The sequence below is a fragment of the Bacillus sp. UNC438CL73TsuS30 genome, from assembly GCF_000482325.1.
Taxonomy (GTDB): domain Bacteria; phylum Bacillota; class Bacilli; order Bacillales; family Cytobacillaceae; genus Neobacillus.
The window spans coordinates 44,800-68,794 of the sequence record NZ_KI535300.1; the positions used below are offsets into that span (position 1 = coordinate 44,800).

Annotated in this window: 22 protein-coding genes and 1 riboswitch; of the genes, 20 read left to right on the forward strand and 2 right to left on the reverse strand. The window is 34.3% G+C overall.

Annotation, left to right across the window (positions count from 1 at the left end):
- Positions 1 to 2: 2 nt before the first annotated feature.
- Positions 3 to 1,190, reverse strand: a complete 1,188-nt coding sequence (gene metC, locus M028_RS0128015; protein ID WP_026576788.1) for a cystathionine beta-lyase — start codon at positions 1,188 to 1,190, stop codon at positions 3 to 5.
- Positions 1,180 to 2,301 (reverse strand): methionine biosynthesis PLP-dependent protein, encoded by a 1,122-nt coding sequence (locus M028_RS0128020; RefSeq protein ID WP_026576789.1) that lies wholly within the window; start codon positions 2,299 to 2,301, stop codon positions 1,180 to 1,182. Before M028_RS0128020 ends, metC begins: the two co-directional genes overlap by 11 nt.
- Positions 2,302 to 2,385: 84 nt before the next feature.
- A riboswitch (SAM riboswitch) is annotated at positions 2,386 to 2,504 on the reverse strand.
- 194 nt (positions 2,505 to 2,698) lie between these two features.
- On the opposite strand from M028_RS0128020, the gene M028_RS33220 reads away from it, so the two are divergent.
- The 20 genes from M028_RS33220 to M028_RS31280 all read left to right on the forward strand — a co-directional run bounded on the left by M028_RS33220 (position 2,699) and on the right by M028_RS31280 (position 23,945).
- Positions 2,699 to 2,857, forward strand: a complete 159-nt coding sequence (locus M028_RS33220; RefSeq protein WP_155925871.1) for a hypothetical protein — start codon at positions 2,699 to 2,701, stop codon at positions 2,855 to 2,857.
- A 144-nt stretch (positions 2,858 to 3,001) separates the two neighbouring features.
- Positions 3,002 to 3,355 carry a helix-turn-helix domain-containing protein gene (locus M028_RS31250; RefSeq protein WP_035424983.1) on the forward strand — a complete coding sequence of 118 codons (354 nt, stop codon included), beginning with the start codon at positions 3,002 to 3,004 and terminating at the stop codon, positions 3,353 to 3,355.
- 168 nt (positions 3,356 to 3,523) lie between these two features.
- Positions 3,524 to 4,522 carry a glycosyl hydrolase family 28-related protein gene (locus tag M028_RS31255; protein ID WP_051591293.1) on the forward strand — a complete coding sequence of 333 codons (999 nt, stop codon included), beginning with the start codon at positions 3,524 to 3,526 and terminating at the stop codon, positions 4,520 to 4,522.
- A gap of 79 nt (positions 4,523 to 4,601) precedes the next feature.
- Positions 4,602 to 5,360: a YveK family protein gene (locus tag M028_RS0128040; protein WP_026576790.1), complete on the forward strand. Its 759-nt coding sequence runs from the start codon at positions 4,602 to 4,604 to the stop codon at positions 5,358 to 5,360.
- Positions 5,347 to 5,985, forward strand: coding sequence for a CpsD/CapB family tyrosine-protein kinase (locus M028_RS31260; RefSeq protein WP_231510918.1), 639 nt, complete (start codon positions 5,347 to 5,349; stop codon positions 5,983 to 5,985). The genes M028_RS0128040 and M028_RS31260 overlap by 14 nt, the downstream gene beginning before the upstream one ends.
- A 49-nt stretch (positions 5,986 to 6,034) precedes the next feature.
- The gene (locus tag M028_RS0128050) at positions 6,035 to 7,492 is read left to right on the forward strand and encodes an oligosaccharide flippase family protein (protein ID WP_026576791.1); all 1,458 of its coding nucleotides are present in this window, start codon (positions 6,035 to 6,037) and stop codon (positions 7,490 to 7,492) included.
- Positions 7,493 to 7,959: 467 nt separating this feature from the next.
- The gene (locus M028_RS33780; protein WP_269320968.1) at positions 7,960 to 8,778 is read left to right on the forward strand and encodes an O-antigen ligase family protein; all 819 of its coding nucleotides are present in this window, start codon (positions 7,960 to 7,962) and stop codon (positions 8,776 to 8,778) included.
- Complete coding sequence (locus M028_RS0128060; RefSeq protein ID WP_026576792.1) at positions 8,756 to 9,808, forward strand: glycosyltransferase family 4 protein; 1,053 nt, start codon at positions 8,756 to 8,758, stop codon at positions 9,806 to 9,808. Before M028_RS33780 ends, M028_RS0128060 begins: the two co-directional genes overlap by 23 nt.
- Positions 9,809 to 9,888: 80 nt before the next feature.
- Complete coding sequence (locus M028_RS0128065; protein ID WP_026576793.1) at positions 9,889 to 11,616, forward strand: glucosamine inositolphosphorylceramide transferase family protein; 1,728 nt, start codon at positions 9,889 to 9,891, stop codon at positions 11,614 to 11,616.
- Between the two features lie 158 nt (positions 11,617 to 11,774).
- The gene (locus M028_RS0128070) at positions 11,775 to 13,172 is read left to right on the forward strand and encodes a sugar transferase (protein WP_051591296.1); all 1,398 of its coding nucleotides are present in this window, start codon (positions 11,775 to 11,777) and stop codon (positions 13,170 to 13,172) included.
- A gap of 43 nt (positions 13,173 to 13,215) precedes the next feature.
- A complete protein-coding gene (locus tag M028_RS0128075) occupies positions 13,216 to 13,986 on the forward strand; it encodes a glycosyltransferase family 2 protein (RefSeq protein ID WP_026576795.1) in 771 nt (256 codons plus the stop codon).
- A 46-nt stretch (positions 13,987 to 14,032) separates the two neighbouring features.
- A complete protein-coding gene (locus M028_RS0128080; protein ID WP_026576796.1) occupies positions 14,033 to 15,088 on the forward strand; it encodes an acyltransferase family protein in 1,056 nt (351 codons plus the stop codon).
- 70 nt (positions 15,089 to 15,158) lie between these two features.
- Positions 15,159 to 15,779, forward strand: a complete 621-nt coding sequence (locus M028_RS0128085; RefSeq protein WP_026576797.1) for a sugar transferase — start codon at positions 15,159 to 15,161, stop codon at positions 15,777 to 15,779.
- A gap of 8 nt (positions 15,780 to 15,787) precedes the next feature.
- Positions 15,788 to 16,552 carry a GNAT family N-acetyltransferase gene (locus tag M028_RS0128090; RefSeq protein ID WP_026576798.1) on the forward strand — a complete coding sequence of 255 codons (765 nt, stop codon included), beginning with the start codon at positions 15,788 to 15,790 and terminating at the stop codon, positions 16,550 to 16,552.
- Between the two features lie 78 nt (positions 16,553 to 16,630).
- Entirely contained in the window at positions 16,631 to 17,719 is a 1,089-nt protein-coding gene (locus M028_RS31270; protein ID WP_051591297.1) for a GNAT family N-acetyltransferase, read from the forward strand.
- 50 nt (positions 17,720 to 17,769) lie between these two features.
- Positions 17,770 to 18,948 carry an aminotransferase class I/II-fold pyridoxal phosphate-dependent enzyme gene (locus M028_RS31275; protein ID WP_035424987.1) on the forward strand — a complete coding sequence of 393 codons (1,179 nt, stop codon included), beginning with the start codon at positions 17,770 to 17,772 and terminating at the stop codon, positions 18,946 to 18,948.
- A 93-nt stretch (positions 18,949 to 19,041) separates the two neighbouring features.
- Positions 19,042 to 20,859, forward strand: a complete 1,818-nt coding sequence (locus M028_RS0128105; protein ID WP_026576799.1) for a polysaccharide biosynthesis protein — start codon at positions 19,042 to 19,044, stop codon at positions 20,857 to 20,859.
- A 39-nt stretch (positions 20,860 to 20,898) separates the two neighbouring features.
- Positions 20,899 to 22,128, forward strand: coding sequence for a glycosyltransferase family 4 protein (locus tag M028_RS0128110; protein WP_035424991.1), 1,230 nt, complete (start codon positions 20,899 to 20,901; stop codon positions 22,126 to 22,128).
- A gap of 15 nt (positions 22,129 to 22,143) precedes the next feature.
- A complete protein-coding gene (locus M028_RS0128115; protein WP_051591298.1) occupies positions 22,144 to 22,788 on the forward strand; it encodes a YdcF family protein in 645 nt (214 codons plus the stop codon).
- A gap of 35 nt (positions 22,789 to 22,823) precedes the next feature.
- Positions 22,824 to 23,945, forward strand: coding sequence for an acyltransferase family protein (locus tag M028_RS31280; protein ID WP_051591299.1), 1,122 nt, complete (start codon positions 22,824 to 22,826; stop codon positions 23,943 to 23,945).
- Positions 23,946 to 23,995 lie beyond the last annotated feature (50 nt).

A 23,995-nucleotide genomic window follows, 5' to 3' on the forward strand; every position in this document is an offset into this window, starting at 1 on the left:
TGTCATTCTCCTTGCTGCAGCACTAATTGTTCATGGCGAATTTGCGCAAATGCTTGTGAAAAATCTTTGATTAAATCATCTGGGTTTTCGAGTCCTACGGATAGACGAAGCAGGCTGTTTGTGATCCCGCGCTTTTCTCTTTCGTCCTGCGGCATTGCAGCATGTGACATTTTCGCCGGATAAGATAAAATCGATTCAACCGCTCCAAGACTGACGGCAAAAACAGGTAATTTAACGTTAGAAACGAAAGTTCTTAATTCTGCTTCATCATTGAATTCAAATGATAATACGGCTCCAGGCCCTTCCGCTTGTGCCGCTTGAAGTTCATGCTCAGGATGTTCCTTAAGACCCGGATAATAGACTGATTTAACGAGCGGATGCGAATTTAAATATTCCGCAAGTTTAATAGCTGAGTTTTGAGATTGCTGGAGTCTAACATGGAGCGTTTTAAGCCCTCTTAAAACCAGCCATGCATCCTGAACGCCAAGGACTGCGCCAAAGGAATTTTGTAAGAATCCAAGTCTTTGAGCGAGGTCTGCATCATTTACCACGGCAAGACCTGCAACGACGTCACTGTGCCCGGATAAAAACTTAGTAGCACTGTGAAGTACAACATCGGCACCAAGTTCCAATGGTTTTTGTAATGCTGGTGTTAAAAATGTATTATCAACAAATGTTAACGCTCCAATTTCCTTTGCTAATTCACTAACCGCTTTAATATCTGTAACCTTTAAAGTCGGATTCGAAGGAGTTTCCACATAAAAAGCTTTGGTATTCGGCTGGATTGCTGCCTTTACCTCATCCAGGTTCGTCATATCAACGAAGGTATGTTCAATTCTGTAACGTGTAAGGACCTGTGTGACCATCCGAAATGTTCCACCGTATACGTCCTCTGTGATGACAATATGGTCTCCGGCAGAAAGGAGAAGGAAAGCTGTGGAAATCGCAGCCATACCGGAGGAAAAAGCAAATCCTTTCACGCCGCCTTCTAATTCAGCAATAACATCTTCGAGTGCTTCACGAGTTGGATTTAAACTGCGGCTGTAGTCATACTTCCCGAATTGGTCGATATCATATTGATGAAAAGTAGAAGCATGCTGAATAGGTACACTTACAGCACCGTTAGCCGGGTCAATTTTATGACGATTATGCAAAAGCAGCGTTTCGAAACAAATATCTTTATTTTCCATTGATGATCACTCCTTCATGAATATTGGCAAAGGCCTTTTCTAAATCATTAATCAAATCTTCCGCATCTTCCGTTCCTACCGAGAAACGAAGTAAACAATTATCGACACCTGCGGCAAAACGAACTTCCTCAGGGATATCTGCATGTGTTTGTGTTGCTGGATAAGTAATGAAGCTTTCCGTACCGCCAAGACTTTCTGCAAAGGTAATTAGGGATAATCCTTGTAAAAATGGATTCACCCATGATTCTTCTTTGACTCGGAAAGAAAGCATTCCACCTTTCCCAGGGTAAAGGACATCCTTAACATCTTCATGGTTGGAGAGATATTCCACAAGTTGCTTCGCATTTTTCTCGTGCTGCTTCATTCTGAGTGATAATGTTTTCATTCCCCTCATTAATAGCCAGGAATCAAATGGACTCAACACGGCACCAGCACCATTGTGATGGAAAGCAAGGGCTTCACATAATTCTTGTCCTTTTGCAACAACGAGTCCTGCGAGCACATCGTTATGACCGCCTAGATATTTGGTCGCACTGTGAATCACAATATCTGCCCCAAGCAGGATCGGCTGCTGTAGGAGAGGAGTATAAAATGTATTATCAACAATCAGCAAAATCCCGTGTTTCTTAGCAATTTCAGAAACAGCGGCGATATCTGATTGCTGCATAAGAGGATTTGTCGGAGTTTCAAGGAAGATGGCCTTTGTTTTAGGGGTAATCTTACTTTCAATCTCACTCGGACAACAGGTATTTACATATTGAGCGGTTAAGCCCCATTTCTTATAACCTTGTTCCAATATGCGGTAGGTCCCGCCATACAGGTCTTCGCTGACTATCCATTCGTCACCGGATTGGAATAAGGAAAGAATTGTCAAGATGGCAGCCATTCCAGAGCTACAGGCATAGCCTTGATCGCCGCCTTCTAAATCAGCAATTGTTTTTTCAAGCAACTGGCGTGTTGGGTTTCCGGTACGGATATAGTCATATCCGGTTGACTGGCCGATTCCTTCGTGACGGAAGGCGGTAGAGAAATAAACCGGCGGATTCACGGTTCCTGTTACGGTTTCACTGCGGTTTCCAATTTGAGCAAGTTTCGTTTCGATTTTGTACATGATGACCACTCCAATTTTTTAAATAAAATAAAAAAGGTCTTCTTTAAGAAGAAGACCTTTGTCAGACGCTCACATATGTCATTCTTCTTATCTCGCAAATTATTAATGGTAATTTGCAGGACTTAGCACCTTTTCAATGAACGAAGCCATTGAAGGTTGCTGAGGTGTCTTAGGGCCATTCCCTCTACCTCTCTTGATAAGAAATTAAATTATTTGGATTATTTATAAAATTTACTACAAATTATTGGTGATGTCAATTTGTTTTTAAAATAAACAAAAATAATCAAATTAAATATAATTGACTATCATAAATTATGGTAATATTCTATAATTGTGGTTCTTAATAAAGAATGGTTTGGAAAGTAAAATTAAAGGAAAATATCGAGAGGATAGCTAAATGAATATTTCACAAAAATTGACCCAACAAAAATTACTTGAAATTTTAGTTGCCTCATATGAAATGGGACAAGAAGTAGAGAGTGTGGATTTGAAAGAATTCGTTGAGGATATCAAGGGTAAAGTTTTAATGGTCATCTATCCTTCGAATGATAAGTAGGAATTGAACATGAATTCCATGAAAAGCTAAACCGATTAATGAAGTTAAATATAAGTAGATTCGACATTATATGTTCTTTACTAAGAACTAATTATTCATTATAATGGAACAAAAGGAGAGTGAAATTTATTATAGGGGGTAATTATGTTAGGTTCACAAATTCAAAAATTAAGGCAGGAAAAAAAACTTACCTTATCTCAACTAGCAGAGAAAACGGATATTTCAAAATCCTATTTAAGCCATATCGAAAGAAATATTCAGACCAATCCTACTATTGAAGTATTGGTAAAAATTGCTGCAGCTTTGGATGTCGATCTTCATACACTTTTATATCCTAATAAAGACATTTCTGAATCAACGAATACTAAAAAGGTACATGTAACAAATTGGAGTGAATTTATTAAAGCTGCTCTTGAATCGGGATTGATTAATAATGCTGATTTAAAGGAAATAAGTGTGGCCATCGAAAATGAGAAACAAGGCAGTAGGAAAAATTAATTTTCACACGAGGTGAAGCATGATAGTTCTAATAACAGGTAGTTATGGCCTCTTCCGCTGCAGTTCACGGTCTAAATTATTTTCCATGGGGAAATTGAAATTTAATGTTCTTAGTAAAGAATTTAATTGATTTACTTCGGTAGTTATTAATGTTTGTAGGAGAAAGTTATGATTCGAAGGACTAAAATTATATATTTTTCAGCAATTCTCTTAGTGATCTGTTTACTTCTATATAACAATCATGTAGCTAAAAATCAAGGGATGACCAAGGCAGGAAATGTTCAACCTGAATATGTTAATGTGGATGAATTTGGCGCAAATGGTGAGGATTCAAAGGATGATTCTGAATCTATACAGAGAGCAATTAACTATAGCCAAAAATCAAAGATAGGAAAAGTAAAGCTACTAGGAAATAAGAACTATATTTTAAAGAGCGGGTTAGTTTTAGCAGAGGGTGTTGAATTAGAATTTGGTCAAAATACAAGGCTACTGATAGACGGCAACTTTCAAGCAATTATAGTGAAAAAAAATGCATCCATTACAAATGGAATATTTGAAGTGGCGGACGAAAACTTTGATTCAGATGTTATTTACTTAGATGGCAATCAAAAATTTTGGTCATGGGATAGAACCCAAATCAAAAATGTCACAATCTTAAACACTAGCGGTTCACACAAGGGCACAGGCCTTCATCTATATGCCGGCGGCTCGGATCAATACATTTGTTTTGTGAATTTTTCAGATATGAAAATAGCAGGCTTTCATACAGGTGTTAAATTGAAGGCTAAAAAACCAGAGGATAATAAGTATAGTTTTATTAACGGCAACCGATTTATTAATCTAACACTAGATGATTGTATAAGCTGTATTGATATGAATAGTTCCGTAAGTGTTCCAAATGAAAGTTCTGGTAATGACTTTAGTGGACTTCAAATTCAAGTATCTAAAAATACTAAAAAAGCAATAACAGTAAGCGGTTCTGATAATAAATTCGAAGGAATAATTTGGGACGTTCATTTGTTAGGTGAAGATAAACCAATAATAAATTTTTCAAAGGATTCTATGAGGAATAGTTTATATTCGAATATCGGTTCAAAATATATTGAAGATAATGGGGAATATAATTACTATTCTTCACCTGAAGAAAAAACATTGAATTTAAAATAGAACCTTGCAGCATTATTGCTCTTAATAAAAGTGAAATACTCATTTTTTGTTCGTTATAATGGAAATTTAGGAGGTTATCATGAACGGGGAAATAAATTTGAGAATGTTTTTAAATATCATTCGAAAAAGGATACTCACGATTATTATTACAGTCCTATGTGTGTTTTTACTAACAACTATATTATCCATTTATTTTATAAAACCAACCTATGAAGCAACCGAAAATATTCTAATTGGAAAATTAGTACGTGATAAAGGTGCCTATACTGATTCGCAAGAGATAAGTATGTTACTTGCCTCGACCATGGACTTTATAAAAAGTCCAGTTGTGCTAAATTCTGTTCAGGAAAAGTTGAATATAAAAGAAGGCGAATTAGAGAAGAAGATTGTGGTTCAAAATAATAGAAATTCACAAATTGTCAATGTGGTGGTTAGGGATAATGATATAGAAAATGCAAAAGAACTTGCCAATTTAGTTACGACTACATCTGTAAATAAAATGAAGGAAGTATTTGGTGTTCAAGACATTAAATTGTTAAGTGATGCGAATGGAAAGCCTACTGCAAAGAAAGTAGGAAGTGTGACATTAAATATCGCTATTGGTGTTGCGGTTGGATTATTTCTTGGAATAGGTCTTTCAATGCTAAGAGAGTATTGGGATGATTCGATTAAGGATGAAAAAGAAATTGAAGAAATTCTTGGCATACTAGTTTTAGGAGAAGTTAATTTGAAAAGTAAAATAAACAAATCTCGAAACAAAAGAAAAATAAAGCGCCAGCAAGCTCAAATCTTAAATGAAAGTAATGGGGGGCATATCGGTGTATATGAAAAGGGATGAAACAAAAAAAATAATGCAAAGGCTTAAGTTGAATGAAGATTTCGTAAGTACGGAACAAATTCGAATGATTCGAACGAAGGTTGATCAAGTATCTAGTCGAAAATCGTCGTTATTTATGCTGACATCCCCCAATTATGATGGAGAAAAATCAATCATTTCAGCTAAATTAGCTATATCGTATGCTGAACAAGGGAAAAAGGTTTTATTAGTTGATGCAAATATCCGAAGACCTTCATTACACAATTGGTTTCAGTTAACAAACGAGAGTGGTTTAACGAATGTAATTTTGAATAATGAAGAGATTCAACTTTATTATAAAGAAACATTGGTACCGGGCTTGGATGTTTTACCTGCTGGTCCTAGTCCTTTAAATCTATCGGACATATGGGTAACAAGTAAAATAGAAGAGATGGTCAGAAAATGTAAAGCAGAATTTGAGGTTGTTATTTTTGAGGCTCCTCCTTTTTTAACGGCCTCGGACTCTCAGATTCTAGCAAATCAATGTGATGGTGTTATTTTAGTCGTAAAGGCTAATAAAACCAAAAAAGAAGATACGTTTAAGACGAAAGATTCATTAGAAAGAACAAACAACCGAATTGTTGGTGTAATTTATCAAACAGGATAATAGCTGCGCTGAATCCTGTAACGAGTGTCATAATAAGGTGGCTATTTGTATGGAGAAAACAAAGAAAAATTCAATTGCTAAGAATATCTTACATTTATTTTATAGTACAGCATTATCAAGTGTTTTAAATGCTGTGGCATTAATTGTTTTAGCCTCTTATTTACAGTCTTATTATTATGGAATGTTTAGTGTCGTGTTAGCATTTGCCATGATTATGGGCTATTTTACAGATGCTGGTCTAAGTGACATCGTCTTAAGAGAAGGTTCTAAAAAGGAGGTTAATCCCTCCATACTTATTTCCTCTTACGTAAAAATGAGAATGGGGCTGCTTATTGCTACCTTTTTATGTGGTTTTTTAATTATTCATATTTCAAATTCGGGGAATCACGAACTAATACAAACAGCCTATTTTTTAATTATTCCAATGGTAACTGGAATTGCTTTACAAAGCATTGGTACAACGTATTTTCAACTAATTGAGAAAATGCAATATTACGGATTAATTCGAATTATTTCTGCTGTTTGTTTAGTTCTAACCCTCTTAACGGGGATGCTTTTTCGTTTTAATCCACTGACAATTTGCACCTTGTATGGCCTTTCTTATCTGGCAGCTGGTGTTATTGGGGTCTTTCTTGTTCGTAAAAATATACAAATCCTTTTGAAGAGTCCATTTCATAAAGGATTGTTAAAAAATTTAGGTTCATTTACAGCAGGTGGTTTGTTGTTTGTTCTTCTGCCTCAATTAGGGCCAATCGTGTTGGAAAAGACAATCAGCCTTAAAGAGGTTGGTTTATTTGCGGTAGCCTACCGAATTCCGCAAGCACTTCAGCAAATTCCATTTATTGTCGCGGGTGCTTATTACCCAGTGATGTTTAGATCCTACAACAATAATCTTTTAGACGATCATTTAAGACATAACATAGCCCTGATAAAAATCATATCTTTGGTAGGAATGGCAATGACAATTCCATTTTATTATATGTCAGACTTTGTTATTCATTTGTTGTTTGGTGAAAAATGGATTCAAGCAGCTTTTCCACTGAAAATTTTATCCGTAATGCTTACTTTACAGGCGATAAATATTGCCTTAGCTGATGGTTTAACGACAAGAGGATTACAGTTATACCGAACTGTTGTCCAATTTATCTCTGCAATTTCCGGAGTATTTGTTTACATGGTGTTGAGTAAAACATATGGTGTTTCTGGTGCGGCTATTGCGGGGGTAGTAATTGAAATAATTGCCTTACTGGGATTTTGGGTAAGTATTCCAAATCGCTGGATCATGGCAAAAAAAGTGATAATACCATATACTTCCTTTTTTGCTATTTGTTTAGGATGCATAGACTTTTTTCTAGGCTCTTTTCCGTTTTTAGCAGCTGTATTGAATTTCATTTTATTAGCTTTTTTAATCTTTGTCGATAAGGAAAGTATGGAAAAGATTAATAGTTATCTAAAATTATCTGGTTTCAATCAAAATTTGAAGTCGAAGAAATCTGAGGGGGTTTAAAGGTGGTCAACAAAATAACCTCAAAAACTCATAAATACAACTTTACAATCTTCTTTCTCTTTCTATTAGTAACACTCGCAAATTATTACATTTATGTAGGATTTGCAATTAAGCCGTATATGGTTTTTTTATGCTTGTTTTTGATGATTCATATCGGTTCTTTTTACTTTCAAAGGCTTCATTTGTTTGAAATTGCGATGTTGTTTTTTTATTTGGTGTATAGCTTCACTGGAGCCTTTTCATTATATCCTGCCTCGAGTATTAGAATCATTTGTGGAATTATAATATATATCTTTTTTTATCTTATTATGAAATCGGTTATTCGAAATGCCAGAGATTCGGTAATTGAAAGGGCTATTTCAGATGTTGGAATATTTTTCAACATTACAAGTTTAATACTTTATTTTCTTGGATTAAAAAGTCTTGGATTTATTTTCGAGGGTGATAGAGTCTATAAATTTGGCGTAATGCTAGATAGAGATTACCCTCGATTAATTGGATTGTTACAAGATCCAAATTTCTTTGTTTTTTATAATACACTCTTTTTTTCATTTTATCTTTGCAATGCAAAGTCTTTGAAAAACAAACTTGGATTAGTACTATGTATACTTGCAAATATCTTAACATTCTCTAGAGGCGGGCTTTTAGTCATGGCACTCATTTTACTCATCTATATCCTAATCACAAACCCAATCAAACAGTTAAAATTACTATTTGGTATGATTGCTTCATTATTTGTATCCATGTATGTTGCGATTGTCTATATGAAATTTGATATTTTAGGAATTTTACAATCCAGAGTCGGGGACCTTTCCAATGATGGTGGTAGTGGAAGGATTGAATTATGGGGGAGAGCGTGGGATTACTTTACTTCACATATGGTTATTGGAATTGGTGCTTTTAATTTTACTGATTATAATTTCTTTCAGTATGGAGATGATTTAGAGGTTCATAACACCTTTTTAGAAATATTGTCGGAATCTGGTTTGCTGGGAATAACATGCTTCTTTCTATTTATTATTCTAGTGTTCGTACAATTAATTAGAGGTAATTTACATAAATTTAAACCGTACCTTTTATTAACTTTTTTAGGGTTTATTCTCCAAATGGCGTTCCTTTCAGTAACAATTAACGACATGTTTTTTATGTATCTGGCAATATTAACTACTTATTTGCGCAATGAAAAGTCCATGTTAAAGAATGATAAAACTGATAAACAAAAGATAAATTTAAACGTTAATTATAAAGGACGTGATGCAGCACATGAATATCCTGGTCATAACTGATAAGTTAATTTTGGGCGGGGCAGAAATGTATTTTTGTAAATTGGAAAACCAATTACAACATCCAGACATTTACTTCCACTATGCCGCTGGTCCAGGCGAATTATACGATAAAATTAAACATAAAAACCATTTTAGTGAGATTAGTAGAACAAAGCATCTTCAAAATATAAAAAAGCTCAGAAATTTGATTACCGACAAACAAATAGACGTTATCCATGCCAATAGTTTGAGGATGGTCCTTTACTGTATAGTCGCAAAGAAACTAACAAAAAGGAAATTCAAGATTGTCTATACAAAACATAATATTACGGTTTTAGAGGAAAAGAATCCGTTTATTTTTATACATTTATTAAATAAATATGTTGAAAGAATCATTACTGTCAGTGAGTTTGAAAAGAAGAACCTTGTCAAAGCGGGAATAAAGCCGAACAAAATAACAACCGTCTATAACGGAGTTGACTTAAATCAATTTGCTTTTCACCGAAAAGAAAAGGGAGAGTCTTTCAATGTTGGTATTTTAGCAAGGTTATCAGAGGAAAAGAATCACGAATTATTTATTAAAATTGCTGACCAGCTTCGCCATAATCCCAATATCATGTTTTACATCGCAGGCGATGGACCAGAGAAAGAAAAAATAAAGAATATGATTCAATCACATAATTTAGTTCACAAGATAAAGATGGTAGGAGCTGTTCATAAACCCGAGGAGTTTATTAAAGAGATGGATCTCTTATTACTTACATCCTACCGTGAAGTCTTCCCTATGGTTATTCTAGAAGCAATGGCAGTTGGAACACCAATCGTTTCCATTAATAGAGGCGGGATTGGGGAAGCAATTATCGAAAATAAGACCGGTTTTCTCATAAATGAGCATTCAGTAGAGGAATTCTGTAATAATATCTTGGTAATTGAGTCAAACGAAGAAATTAGGAAACAATTTATCGAAAATGCCAGAAGAAAAGTCCAAACTGAATTTTCGCTTGAACAAATGGTAGGTAATACGTTAAAAGAGTACTTGAACTGCAGCTGATGGTTTGACATTTTTTCATACAGGCTGCCCTTTTTCTGAGAACGAATTTGATAAGTTAATAGCCTAGGAGTGTTAAGGTGATGGAAAAAAAGAGACTTCGTTTCGGTGTTATTTGTGACAGTATTAACGTATATGGATGGCAATTAAATTGTTTGAAAAAAATGCTTGAAATGGATGATGTAGAAGCAAGCTTAATGATACTAGTGAAAAACAAGCAGCTTCAAAAAGAAGATGAGAAAAAAACTTTAAGGTATTTCAATCCTGCAAAAACAACTAGTTTAACAAGCCTGGTAAATAACATCAAAATTATAGGATGTGATTTGGTAAGGATAAAGACTGGAGAAGATCATCTTTCCAAAGAGGACTTAGAAAAAATTTATGGATATGATTTAGATTTTATATTAAATATTAGTTCAATTAATGTAAGTGGTGACATATTAACATTACCCCGATTTGGTGTATGGGTGTTTCAACATGGTTCAGACCTGCCTCACTATATATGGTGTTTAGAAAATAATGAACCCGTTACCTTTGCAGCCTTGCACAAACTATCAAACCAAAATAAGCATATTATTTTGAAAAAAGGTTGCTTTTCTACTATTAAAGATTCATATAGGGAAAATAGGGAACACATTACTTCAGTTATTTCCAATTGGCCGGCACTGGTCTGTCGGGATATATTAAATGATAACACTGCTTATATGAAGGAGTGTGAAGTTCCAACCTCCCCTTCTAACTTTGTGGACCTAACTTTTAAGAATATGGGAAAATTTTTTGTTAAGCTTCTTAAAAATAAGGGTCAAAAGATATTTTCAAAATTGTTTTCGTATGAATATTGGAATATTGGTATTGTTCCAAAACCGATACATGAGTTTTTAAATGATTCAAATCTGAATATAAATTGGTTAGTTCAAAAGAAGGATTTATATTATGCTGACCCTTTTGCTTATCAAGATGAAGAAGGACTTCATATTTTAATGGAAGAATTGGATTATCGGGTGGTAAAAGGGTTTATAAGCGGTGTTAACGTTAAACAGAAAACAGCAATGGATACAGCTTCATTCAATCAGGCTGTGATGAAATTCCCGTGCCATATGTCATATCCATTTATACTAGAGCATAATAAACATATATACTGTATTCCTGAAACATCCGAGGCAAAGGAAGCATCCATTTATAAGTTGAATAAATCAAATAATGAATGGAAAAAGGTGAAAACTTTATTAGAAGACTTCCATGCAGTAGATTCAACAATCGTGAAATATGGTGAGTATTGGTGGTTATTCTGTACTAAATCGTTTTCAACTGTACAAAGCCATAATAATGAATTACATATTTTTTATGCTGATGACTTGTTTGGAGAATGGCAACCCCATGTATTAAATCCTGTTAAGATTGATATAAGGTCATCAAGGCCGGCAGGCACACCATTTATTCATGAAGGTAAGCTTTTCCGCCCTGCACAAGATTGTTCAAAGACGTATGGAGGAAGAATTGTCTTGAATAAAATTAAGACATTAACAATTTTCCAATTTGAAGAAGAGCCAGTTTGTTATCTAGAACCTCAAAATAATAGCTTGTATCCAGATGGTGTCCATACCATTTCAAGTGCAGGAGGAATTACCATTTTAGATGGGAAGCGTTTTGATTATAGCCTTTTCCATTTTTTTAGGAAACTTTATAAATATCGACCAGTTAATTTAGAAAAAGTGAAGTCCGACCAGTTCAAGACTGGTGAAATAGGTATACAAAAAAGACTTTTGAGATCACAAATTCAAGAACAAATAAAACAAGTGAAACAGCACTGAATCATAACTGGTAATACATCTAAAGAAGAGGTAAGTTAAATACCAATAATTTTTTTGTTTATCTGTTCTTTATAAAGTACAAAAATAACATTTGTAGAGGTTTTGCAGAATATCTAATTAGCCAAAGCTCTAAGAGGTTAAAAGAAAGGAGAATTAAAATGCATGAAGACTATAGAAGAAGATACACAAAAATCATTCTTGCCATCGCTGATATTTCATTAGTGTTTGCAGGTTTTTTCTTGGCAAATTGGATATTAAATCAATTTTCAATCCCGAACACTGAATATGAAATCGATTATTCTAGGTTAATTGTACTATCGGCTTCCTCAATTTCAGTTTTGTATCTTTTCGACCTATATGCAGACTGGCGAAGAAAAAGTATTCAACATTTAGTTTATTCTATTGTATTATCGATGATTGTCTTTCTTGGTTTCGAATTGATCGTTTCGAAATGGACACCTTATTTATCTTTCCAGCAAAGTTTTATTCTTACGGCATTTCTAATTCAAACGATTCTATTAAATTGTTCCCGAGTAGGGATTTGGTGTATAAACAAAAAATTATTCGGTAAGAAGAAAGTCTATATAATCGGCGAAGATTCACATACTGGCCTGTATTTAGCCGGTAAAATACTAAATCATCATAAAGGGTGGTTTGAGATAGTTGGATTTATCCCTTTAGCAAAAAAGGGGTATATCCATGAATGCGTAAAAAAGTGTGATCTTTTCCTGCTTAGTCCCACTTTAAGCAGGGGGGATGCAGAGGAAATTGCGCGCTTATGTATCAAATACGGAAAAGAACTATTGGTTGTCCCACAATTATTTGAATTGTCTTTTCTGGGCGCTAATACACAGCAAATAGATGATATGCTTGTGGTTTCTATAAAACCTCCACTCTTAAAGGTAACTCAAAAGATTTCTAAACGGGTTTTTGACGTGGTTGTATCGTCAATTGTATTATTTATCGCTGCCCCGATTTTATTGATTTTATTTATATTAATCCCACTTACCTCAAAAGGACCAGCTCTTTATAAACAGGAGCGTATAGGGCTAAATGGGAAACCTTATTGGATTTATAAGTTTAGAAGTATGATTCAAGATGCAGAAAAAAGAACAGGACCAGTATTAGCTACAGATAAAGATCCGAGAATTACATTAATTGGGGGAATAATTAGGGCAGTTCGTTTAGATGAACTCCCACAATTATTAAATGTGCTAAAGGGTGAGATGAGTCTAGTTGGACCAAGACCCGAACGTGAATATTTCATCAATCAATTTAAACAAACCCTTCCTGATTACCCTTATCGATTAACCATGAAGCCAGGAATAACGGGACTAGCCCAAATATTAGCCAACTATACCACTCCCGTAGAAGATAAATTACGTTTTGATTTACTTTATATTCGAAATTATTCGTTTACGCTTGATTTAAAAATTCTTTTTCAAACGATTAGAGTTGTTCTTCAACAGAAACAAGCTCAAGGAGTAAAAGAAGATAATATTCGCAACCAACAATTACTAAAAAAGCTTGAACAAAACAAGGTAATGAATCATTAAAAACATCAAAAGTCTGAATTATCAGGGAGGGCTTGGGACAAAAATGGAATACTCAAGAGAAGTTGCTGTTTCAATAATCACTCCAACCTATAACGCTGCAAGATTTATTACGGAAACCATTCAATCCGTTAAAGACCAAACCTTTACCAACTGGGAAATGATTATCGTAGATGATTGCTCGTTTGATAACACGGTTGATATTGTGAAAGAGGAAATTGAGATTGATTCCAGAATCAAGTTAATTGAGTTAAAGAAAAATGGCGGACCCGCCAATGCGCGAAATATAGCCATTTCGGAAGCGAAGGGAAACTTTCTTGCTTTTCTAGATAGCGATGATCTTTGGCTTCCTCAAAAATTAGAGCGGCAGCTAATGTTTATGGAAAAAAATAAGTTCGATTTTTCTTATACTGATTACAGGATTATGACTGAAGAGGGTGAAAAAACAGACATTGTGTTTCAAGTACCGGCTAAAATTGAGTATAAGGGCCTTTTAAAGAATACAATGATTGGAACATTAACCGTGATGCTGGATAAAAGAAAAGTGGGGAAGGTTCAGATGCCATTAAACCGTGATTGCTCCGAAGATTATGGACTTTGGCTTTCGATACTATCGAGAGGAATCCATGCACATGGCCTTAATGAGGAGCTAGCAATATATAGAAAGTGTGAAAATTCCCTTTCCAGTAACAAACTAAAATCTGCTCGAAAAACATGGAACACATACAGGAAGGTTGAAAAAATCAATATACCTTATGCTATATGGTATTTTGCTAATTATTCACTAAATGCATTAAAGAAACATTCAAAAGCATAGGACATTTGCTATGGGCTATAGCTTATTTTAAGAAAAGAGGGAAAATATGGAGAACAGGAGAAGAAAACTTTCATATGTACAGATTTCAAGAGCGGTTGCCATTTTATTTGTTCTCTTAGGGCATGTGAATACTTTATTTTATACAAAGCTTAGATATGACTGGTTCAATATGGGGGAGTGGGAAAAAACTGGGGGGGTAGATTTCTTTTTTATTGTATCTGGATTTATGATTTACTACCTTTATCATAAACATGCGGGTGTTCCAGGTAAGACAACCGAATTTATCTGGAAGCGTGTGATTAGAATTTACCCAATATACTGGTTGGTTACCTTATTTTTGATTGCTCTTACTTTAATTTCACCTTCCAAATTCGAAGGCTATTCTTGGGAACTCATAATCAAGTCAATAATCATCCTGCCACCTATACCTATTGTTGATTCAGCTTGGTCACTATGTCATGTCATGTTTTTCTATCTCATATTTAGTGCCTTTCTTTTTCAGCCAAAAATCTTTAAACCGATTATTTTTATATGGATTGTGGCAACTGTCTTAATAGGGATAAAACTTGTTCCGTATTCAGAGAAATCATTTATTTTTAGTTTTAGTAGTTTGGAACCTCTTTTCGGGTGTTTCGTTGCATATTTGACCTTAAAATATACTTTTAAGCATTCTACTCTGTTGATTTCAATAGGACTACTTGGATTTTTAGCAGTTTGGGTAAATAATATCTATCATTTTATGCATTTAAATGAATCAGCCTTTTTTGCTGTATTTTCTATGGTTCTTATGCTGGGAATATCTGAAAAAGATAAAAAAGATCGAAAAGTCCCGAAATTGTTATCATTCTTAGGAGATGCCTCCTATTCTATTTATATTGCTCATGCATCATTATTGCACCTCTTTCTTTTTTTATTGATTAAGATTCATTTTGTCGGTTTTTTAGGCAGCTTTATTTCAATGGCAATCGTGATTCTTTTAACGATAGTCACATGTTGTATTATTTATAAATTTATTGAAAGGCCAATTTCTAAATACTTACGAAAAGTGGTCTTTATGAAAAAAAACCGTTCTGTAGAAATACCTATTGGAATTGCAAAATAAATCAATTATTTTGGTTATCCGTTCTTTATTGGGAACAGGAAATTATTTATAAAGAAGGTGCATAGGCACTATGAAAAGACTTTTTGATATTTTTGTGAGTTTACTACTGTTGTGCCTCTTTAGTCCCATCATTCTGGGGGTTGCAATCGTGGTCAGGTTGAAACTTGGTTCACCAATTCTATTTAAACAAAAACGAGTCGGGTATCAGGAGCAGATTTTTACACTATTTAAATTTAGAACAATGACAAATGAAAAGGATGAAGCGGGAAACGATTTACCGGATTCTATTCGCTTAACAAAAGTAGGGCTTTTAATCAGACGATTAAGTATGGATGAGTTGCCACAAATACTCAATGTGCTAAAAGGCGATATGAGCCTGGTTGGACCCCGGCCGCTATTAGTTCGATATTTGCCCTACTACTCTCAAGAAGAAAGAAAAAGGCATACCGTTCGGCCTGGAATTACCGGGTATGCACAAGTAGAGGGGAGGAACGAACTGGACTGGAACACGAGACTGGCATTAGATGTAAATTATATTGAAAACCATTCTTTCCTCCTAGATTTAAAAATTATTTTAAAAACAATTAGCAAAACATTAAAACGCGAAGGGATTGCCAATGTCCCTGATCAACAAATGTTGGATTTTGACGTAGAACGACAGATAAAAGCAAAGTCTTTAAAAGGTGGATAAAAAAACCAATGGAAATACGAATCGAAGCCTTAAAAAATAAAGATGTTCATCTAATACCCAAGCTAATTGAATCTGGAATGAATAAAGATATTTTTCCACTTACCATTTTTAGTTCAATTGGCTATGAAGCATACTTAAAAAAATTGCTTACCATACCCGAGGAATTTCGAAGAGTGAAGCTTTACGGAGCATTTATTAATGACCAATTAGCAGGCTATACGGAATGGCGTATTTTAAAGAATCATCTTTTTTTAAATAATATTTATGTATTGCATGAATATCAGGGATTGGGCATTGGAAGATCCCTTCTGGTAAAACACGGGTATAAGTTGTTGGATGAAAATAGGAAATCGAACCTATCCCTCGATGTTTTTGATAATAATACTAAGGCAATGAATTGGTATGAGAAAATTGGCTTTGTTAAAAAGAATTCGACCTACTGGTATGTTAGGGAGCAGCCTTTTGTAACGACGTCGAATTGTTTTAATGAATGTTATATAGAGAACTATCCGAATGCTGAGGTGGACCAAAAGGCATTTGGTTTTTCAATGCTAACATGTACAACTAGAAATGGAGTTTATCAAATAGGTAGAATTAATCATCAATTATATCGGCTAACAAACCCTAAATCTATTCATGATGATGATTTACTACATTGTCTTTATAAGTTGGACTCAAAACGAAAACTTCTTCTAATGGAAAGTGAAATTCTCTCAAGTCAATTCCCGGCCACATTGGCTTGTCAAAGTAACAGGATGGATCTAAAGATTTAAAAAGAGTAATTTACTAGCTCGGTTAAAAAAAAATAAATCGAATTTAAACATTCTATATAGGTATTAGGGGGGGAAATAGTGGTTTATACAGTATTTGATTTATCTCAAAAAGAGAGTTGGTATGAGTTTTTAGGAAAAACCGTAAGTCAGGATATATACTTTACACCAGAATACTTTGAAATTTATGAGAGAAATGGGGAAGGGGAGGCAAGGCTTTTTGTATATGATAATGGCCAGGATTTTGTCTATTACCCGTTCTTAATGAGAAGGCTTAAAACCTTGCCCAGTACAAAGGATATTTCAAAAAAATATGGGGAATTGTATGATATTACATCTCCTTATGGTTATGGAGGTCCAATTACCAACACGAAAGACGAATCTAATAAAAAGCAGCTATTCGGAGAATTTGAGGATTCATTTCATTCTTATTGTTTTCAAAATAATATTATTACTGAGTTTGTTCGATTTCATCCATTAATTCGGAATGATCAAGATTATAAAGATATTGAATCTTCCTTAAACCGTCATACTATTTACATTGATTTGTCATTGGATTTAGAAGAGATCTGGGCAAATTATGATAATAAAAATAGAAATAGGCTACGAAAAGCAAAAGCCAATGAGTATTTTACAATGGTCCACCGACACCCAAGTGAATTGGATAACTTTATAGATTTATATTATAAAACGATGGATAAGAAAAATGCATATGATTATTACTATTTTCAACGATCCTTTTTTGAAAATAGTGTGGAACTTTTGAAGGATCATTTGGAATTAATCGAAGTCGTAATGGAAGATAAAGTTATTATGTCATGTTTTTTTATGCACTATGGTGATTTCATCCATTATCACTTATTAGGTTCTGACGAAGAATATTTAAATTTTTCACCAAATAATTCTTTAATTCATTATGTAGTGGAATGGGCAAAGACTAAAGGGAAGAAAGCATTACATTTAGGTGGAGGATACACCGGGGATAGTGATACCTTATATCGGTTTAAAAAGCGCTTTAATAAATATGGAGATTTACCTTTTTACATTGGGAAAAGAATCCGTAATGAGGAGATTTATTATGAATTAGTTAAAGACCTGCCAGTTTCCGAAAATTATTTTCCCCTGTACAGGCACCCGGATTTGACTTTTCAAAAGCAGCTTAGTAAATAATAATTTTTTATATTTATATTTCAGAATTTTCAGCGAATGGATGTGGGTTCATGGAAAGTAATAATAAGAGAGTTTATTTATCATCGCCCCATATGACCGGAAATGAACAGAAATACATTGATCTGTCTTTTAAAAAAAATTGGATTGCTCCATTAGGCCCAAATGTTGATAGGTTTGAGGAGGATATTTGTCAATATGTTGGGGTAAACGATGCATTGGCAGTCAGTTCAGGAACAGCGGCTCTCCACCTGGCATTAAGATTGCTTGATGTAAAAGCTGGGGATAAAGTTTTTTGCTCCACACTTACATTTATTGCTAGTGTAAATCCAATTTTGTATCAACAAGCTGAACCAGTTTTCATTGATTCAGAGTTTGATACATGGAATATGTCACCAGATGCCTTAAAAAGAGCATTCAGGGATGCTGAAAAAGAAGGGAATTTACCTAAAGCGGTAATTGTAGTTCATCTTTATGGACAGAATGCTAAAATGGACGAAATAGTAGAAATCTGTAATTTTTATCAGGTACCTATTATTGAAGATGCAGCTGAATCACTTGGTTCCACATATAAAGGGAGAAAAAGTGGCACGATAGGTAAATTTGGTGTGTTTTCCTTTAATGGAAACAAAATTATTACCACCTCTGGTGGAGGAATGTTAGTTTCAGATGATAAAGCAGCATTGGCTAGGGGGAGGTTTCTTGCTACACAGGCAAGAGACAATAAGTCTTATTATCAACACAGTGAATTAGGGTACAATTATCGGATGAGTAACATCTTAGCAGGAATTGGAATTGCCCAACTATCTGTAATTGAAGAAAGAGTAAAACAAAAACAGGCTATTTATCAGCGGTATCTTAGGGGATTAAGCGATATTAAAGAGATTGTTTTGATGCCTGAATACAAAGGAACACGACACAATCGTTGGTTAACTACTTTTTATATAGATTCAAAACAACCATTGTTTACGCCATTTGAGTTAATTCAAGAATTAGAAAAAGAAAATATCGAGTCAAGACAAGTATGGAAACCAATGCATTTACAACCCTTACTTAATGAATATAGATTTTATTCTCATTCAGAACATTTGAATGTCGCAGAATCTTTATTTGAAACAGGGATCTGTTTGCCGTCGGGGACCAACATGACCGAAGATGAACAATCACGGGTCATACAAATTATTCAATCCTTCGTAAGTCGTAGAAGGGAACAACATTATATTGCTACATAGTATTTTTTTAAATTTGTTAACCATTTTATGCCTGGTCGTTCTTTATTGAGAACAATAGAAATCCTTTAAATAAAAAGAAAGGAGTGGCCACACATGAGTTTTCAGAAACGGCTACTTTCTTTAGTAGTAGTTGATTCCTTAATCGTGTTTGCATCCGTATATATCTGCAGTTTCCTACTGTTCTCAGGCTGTGTTGTTCCTAAAGTACCGTTAACACTTGTATCTACAACCCTTCTTGTAAGTCATCATTTATTTGCCTCTAGATATAGGCTTTATAAGAGGGCTTGGGAATATGCAAGTGCAGATGAAATGGTAACTGTCCTTAAAGCTGTAACCTTTTCCATCATTACCGCAGCGATTATACAATGGATAATTGGACAGCAAATTTATTTTCGGATTTTAACCACAACGTGGATGATGCATTTATTTTTAATTGGGGGCTCCCGATTTTCATGGCGCATCTATAAAGAAAAACACTTTTCCGAAAATAAAAAAGTTAAAAAGCGGACACTTATTATTGGTGCGGGATCTGCGGGCATGCTGGCAGCAAGACAATTAAAGAATAGTAACGATTGTGATCTAATTCCTGTTGCCTTTATTGATGACGATAAACAAAAGCAAAATCTTGAAATTTTAGGTCTTCCCGTAATTGGTGGTTTAAGCAGGCTTAAAGATATAGTCGTTAATCTGAGAATTGAAAATATTATTATCGCAATTCCCTCTCTTACAAAAAAAGAATTACACAGTATTTATTTGGAGTGCACCAAAACAAAGATTAATACACAAATGATGCCGATGTTCGAGGATTTAGTAACAGGTAAGGTCTCAGTTAATGAAATTCGCAATGTCGAACCGGGTGATCTATTGGGTAGGGTGCCTGTTGAATTGGATACAAACTCGATTTCAAAATACATTACTGACAGTGTTGTACTGGTAACAGGTGCGGGTGGATCCATTGGTTCAGAAATTTGCCGGCAAATTTCTCAGTTTTTACCGTCAAAACTTATACTCCTTGGTCATGGCGAAAATAGTATCTATACCATTGAGATGGAACTGAAGTCCTCCTTAAATCATCATTTTGACATTGTTACTGAAATAGCTGATATTGCAGACCGGGATAAAATTTTTACGATTATGAATCAATACAAACCAAGGGTTGTATTTCATGCGGCTGCTCATAAACATGTTCCATTAATGGAGAGAAATCCAGAGGAAGCTATTAAGAATAATGTGATCGGGACAAAAAATGTTGCAGAGGCGGCAGGAGAAAATGGTGTGGAAACATTTGTAATGATTTCAACGGATAAAGCAGTAAACCCAACGAGTGTTATGGGTGCTACGAAGAGAATAGCTGAGATGATTGTTCAGGAACTAAATCATAAAAGCAATACTAGGTTTGTAGCAGTCCGTTTTGGAAATGTATTAGGAAGCAGGGGAAGTGTCATTCCATTATTTAAGGAACAAATTTCAAAAGGCGGTCCTATAACAGTAACACATCCTGAAATGACAAGATATTTTATGACAATTCCTGAGGCGTCCAGGCTCGTTTTACAAGCTGGAGCAAATGCACAAGGTGGAGAGATATTTGTCCTGGATATGGGAGAACCAGTAAAAATTGTAGATCTTGCTAAAAATTTAATTCGATTATCAGGTTATTCTGAGAATGATATAGAGATAACCTACTCCGGAATAAGACCTGGAGAAAAACTATATGAAGAAATTCTCAGTGAGACTGAAGTACAGGATTATCAGATCCATCCCAAAATTTTCGTCGGTAAGTCGGTAAATGTAGAAGTAACAAAAATAACAAAATTAATTGAGGTTTATAACCATCTAGATAGAGATGCGCTAAAGGAAGTACTTTTATATATGACGAATCAACCGAAAGAAACTATGCAAGTGGTTATCTAGCAGTTTTAGAAAACCTGAAATTGGATGGAGAGTGTTCAGATGTTAACAAATAGTAGAGAGATTCTTTTAGTAGCTCCCTTTACAATTCTTCCAGGAGAAAAGGGGTTTAATAGATTCACGTATATTGCTGACAAATTAGGTTCTATAGGGCATAGGGTTACCCTACTTACAAGTAATTTTAAGCACAGTGATAAAAAATTTAGGGATAATGCGAAAATTGAAATGATCAGTAAGAGCCTAAAATATAAAATCGTTATGTTAGAGGAACTGGGATACCAAAAAAATATTGGGATTGATCGTATTCAAAGCCATAGACAATTTTCCAAACAATTGGCGTTTTATTTAAAAAATATAAAACATAACCCGGATGTGATTTATTGCGCATACCCTATGATGGATGCTGCTTTTATTGTTGGGAAATATGCCAAGAAATTTGATATCCCATTTGTTATGGATATACAAGATGTTTGGCCAGAGGCAATCAAGAATGCCATTCCGCTTCCAGAGGTATTAGTGGATGCCTTAATATACCCACTTACCATCTATGCCAATAAAATTTATAGTTTAGCAGATTATGTTGTGGGCGTATCTAAAAGTTATGTGCAGCGTGTAAAAAAAGTTAATCTGGACGCCAGAAGTTACTTACCTATTTTTATTGGAACAGACCTGGGTGTTTTTGATAGGTATAGAGATAATCCAGTTAACAAAGATCCTAATGAATTTTGGATTACCTATATCGGAACTATTAGCTATAGTTATGACCTGGAAGCAGTCATTCGTGCAGTGTTAATTCTGAAAGAAAAAGGGTTCACTAATATCGTTTTTAAAGTATTTGGGTCAGGCCCATTACAAGCGAAATTTGAGAATCTGGCCAATCAATTAGGAGCTCCAGTGGATTTTATGGGTCACTTTACATATGAAGAGATGATACCATATTTAGTGAGATCTGATATTGCAGCAAATGCAATTAGTAAAGGTGCTCAACAAAGTATTACCAACAAAATTGGAGATTTTCTATCGGCCGGATTACCTATATTAAATAGCAGCCTTAATAAGGAATTTATGGACATGGTAACAAGCGAAAATATTGGTCTTAATTATAATCCTGGTGATGCTGTTAAATTAGCCGCATTAATTGAACAGCTTTATACAAATAAAGGTTTGCGCGCAGCATATGGAGCAAACGCTAGGAGATTGGCAGAAGAAAAATTTGATCGAAGACATTCGTATAAAGAAATTTATAGTCTTATTGAACGTGCAACGGTTTAAAGAGGCTATTACATTATGTTTTCAATAATCAGACGGCAAGGAGCATTGTCCATTAAGAACCGAAAAAAAATAAGAAAAAGAATCTTTTTTATAATCGTTTTTTTATTCATTTTTTTCCTATTGTTTGCAGGCAGATTTCTTGTGGTGGATGAAGCACCAAAAGCAGCGGGCGTAATTGTCGTATTAAGTGGAGGAGAAGGACGTCTTGAAAAAGCATATGAACTTTATCAATCGGGATATGCAAGAACAATGATTGTATCCAATGGACTGGCAGACAATTTATGGGAAAGCGCTATAAGACTTTTGCCAAGGAAATCCGTAATATTGGAGAGAAAGGCAGATAGCACATATGAAAGTGCAGTCTATGTTAAAAAAATTATGAAAATGCATAAATATCATTCTGCACTGATCGTCTCATCTGACTACCATATGAGAAGGGTGAAATATAATTTCAGTAGAGTCTATAAGGATAGTGATACGAAACTAATTTATGTTGCCAGTAATACAACCTATGACCCAAAGGCATGGTGGTTGAGTAAACACAATGTTGGAATCACTATTAGTGAATATATAAAAATAATTGGCAATACCTTTGGAATTTACGGAAATGATGCAAAAAGGAAATTATATCAATATATAGAAGTGTTTTTCGATGAATAAGAAAAAAATAATATCCTTACAAGGGAGAGAGAAATTTGCCTAAAAAATTGATAAATGAAATCTTCTTAATGAGAAGTATTTCATGTCTAAGTATATTACTTCTTCATTCATTGGCGAGGGCTTATGCTGACGAAAATAATACTGTCAATTTAGTCAGGGTTTTATTAACTTTCGGTACACCAGCCTTTATTTTTATTTCTGAATTTATCTTAGCGCGTTCGTATCCGCAAGAACTTCCATCTAATTTTTGGTCGAAAAGGTTAAAGTTTATTATGGTGCCATATGTTTTGTTTGGCACATTTTATGCTTTCTTAAAAGCATTCGAACAATCGATAAGCTCTGGAAGTGATTTAATGGGGTCCTTTATAAATTTTTTATGGAGGCATCTTTTGTTAGGGGATTATCATGGTTATTTCATACTCGTTATCTTTCAATTTTACCTGCTTCATTATTTCTTTGATAAATATTTAAAAAAGTGGAATCCAGCCTCGGTCATAGGAAGTGCACTTTTAATAAATTTAATTTATTTAGGATTTTTCAATTTTGTTAAACCATATCCAACTGAAATCGGTGCATACATATGGGATAAATTCTATTGGATTCCCTTTTTTGGCTGGGTGTTTTATTTTACTCTTGCCTATTACTGTGGTAGAAACTTTTCTTCATTCATTAATTTTTTAAATAAATATTCCAAGTGGGTGATTGTAAGTCCAATACTATGCGGAGGAATTTGTTTATTTTTATATGATTCACATCTAATCTCTAGTATTTCATCCAAAAGGGTGGATATGGTGTTTTTTACTACTAGTATGATTTTGCTTATTTATTATATTGCTACGAAACTTTCTAAGGTCCCTAAAATTTTCGTTTGGATTAGCCAATATTCGTTCGGAATTTATTTAATCCATCCTGTTTTCTTAGCTTTAATGTACGTATTTTTCAACCGACTTTCTCTTGAAATGAATCCATTATTCCAAACCATATTCTATTTCATCGGCAGTCTGCTCTTATCGATCGTAGTTACCTTTGTCCTGAATAAGATTCCATATGGATATTACTTTGTTGGAAAAATAGGGATAGGATTGAACAGCAAGAAAAGTAGAAATCTAAAAGATTCTGATTTAAAAACAGTACAAGGCAGATCTAAATATATATAAGTTCGAACAAAAAAAGAACCATTAAAGATCCTTTTAATAGTGGTTTTAGC

Excerpts from the sequence above, each read along its gene's own strand:
- M028_RS0128040 (WP_026576790.1), top strand. The coding sequence starts at position 4,602 with ATGAACGGGGAAATAAATTTGAGAATGTTTTTAAATATCATTCGAAAA.
- M028_RS0128050 (WP_026576791.1), top strand. The coding sequence starts at position 6,035 with ATGGAGAAAACAAAGAAAAATTCAATTGCTAAGAATATCTTACATTTA.
- M028_RS33220 (WP_155925871.1), top strand. The coding sequence starts at position 2,699 with ATGAATATTTCACAAAAATTGACCCAACAAAAATTACTTGAAATTTTA.
- M028_RS0128065 (WP_026576793.1), top strand. The coding sequence starts at position 9,889 with ATGGAAAAAAAGAGACTTCGTTTCGGTGTTATTTGTGACAGTATTAAC.
- M028_RS31250 (WP_035424983.1), top strand. The coding sequence starts at position 3,002 with ATGTTAGGTTCACAAATTCAAAAATTAAGGCAGGAAAAAAAACTTACC.
- M028_RS0128105 (WP_026576799.1), top strand. The coding sequence starts at position 19,042 with ATGAGTTTTCAGAAACGGCTACTTTCTTTAGTAGTAGTTGATTCCTTA.
- M028_RS0128020 (WP_026576789.1), bottom strand. The coding sequence starts at position 2,301 with ATGTACAAAATCGAAACGAAACTTGCTCAAATTGGAAACCGCAGTGAA.
- M028_RS0128110 (WP_035424991.1), top strand. The coding sequence starts at position 20,899 with ATGTTAACAAATAGTAGAGAGATTCTTTTAGTAGCTCCCTTTACAATT.
- M028_RS0128080 (WP_026576796.1), top strand. The coding sequence starts at position 14,033 with ATGGAGAACAGGAGAAGAAAACTTTCATATGTACAGATTTCAAGAGCG.
- M028_RS0128070 (WP_051591296.1), top strand. The coding sequence starts at position 11,775 with ATGCATGAAGACTATAGAAGAAGATACACAAAAATCATTCTTGCCATC.
- M028_RS0128090 (WP_026576798.1), top strand. The coding sequence starts at position 15,788 with ATGGAAATACGAATCGAAGCCTTAAAAAATAAAGATGTTCATCTAATA.
- M028_RS0128075 (WP_026576795.1), top strand. The coding sequence starts at position 13,216 with ATGGAATACTCAAGAGAAGTTGCTGTTTCAATAATCACTCCAACCTAT.
- M028_RS33780 (WP_269320968.1), top strand. The coding sequence starts at position 7,960 with ATGCTAGATAGAGATTACCCTCGATTAATTGGATTGTTACAAGATCCA.
- M028_RS31255 (WP_051591293.1), top strand. The coding sequence starts at position 3,524 with ATGATTCGAAGGACTAAAATTATATATTTTTCAGCAATTCTCTTAGTG.
- M028_RS0128115 (WP_051591298.1), top strand. The coding sequence starts at position 22,144 with ATGTTTTCAATAATCAGACGGCAAGGAGCATTGTCCATTAAGAACCGA.
- M028_RS31260 (WP_231510918.1), top strand. The coding sequence starts at position 5,347 with ATGAAAAGGGATGAAACAAAAAAAATAATGCAAAGGCTTAAGTTGAAT.
- M028_RS0128085 (WP_026576797.1), top strand. The coding sequence starts at position 15,159 with ATGAAAAGACTTTTTGATATTTTTGTGAGTTTACTACTGTTGTGCCTC.
- metC (WP_026576788.1), bottom strand. The coding sequence starts at position 1,190 with ATGGAAAATAAAGATATTTGTTTCGAAACGCTGCTTTTGCATAATCGT.
- M028_RS0128060 (WP_026576792.1), top strand. The coding sequence starts at position 8,756 with ATGAATATCCTGGTCATAACTGATAAGTTAATTTTGGGCGGGGCAGAA.
- M028_RS31275 (WP_035424987.1), top strand. The coding sequence starts at position 17,770 with ATGGAAAGTAATAATAAGAGAGTTTATTTATCATCGCCCCATATGACC.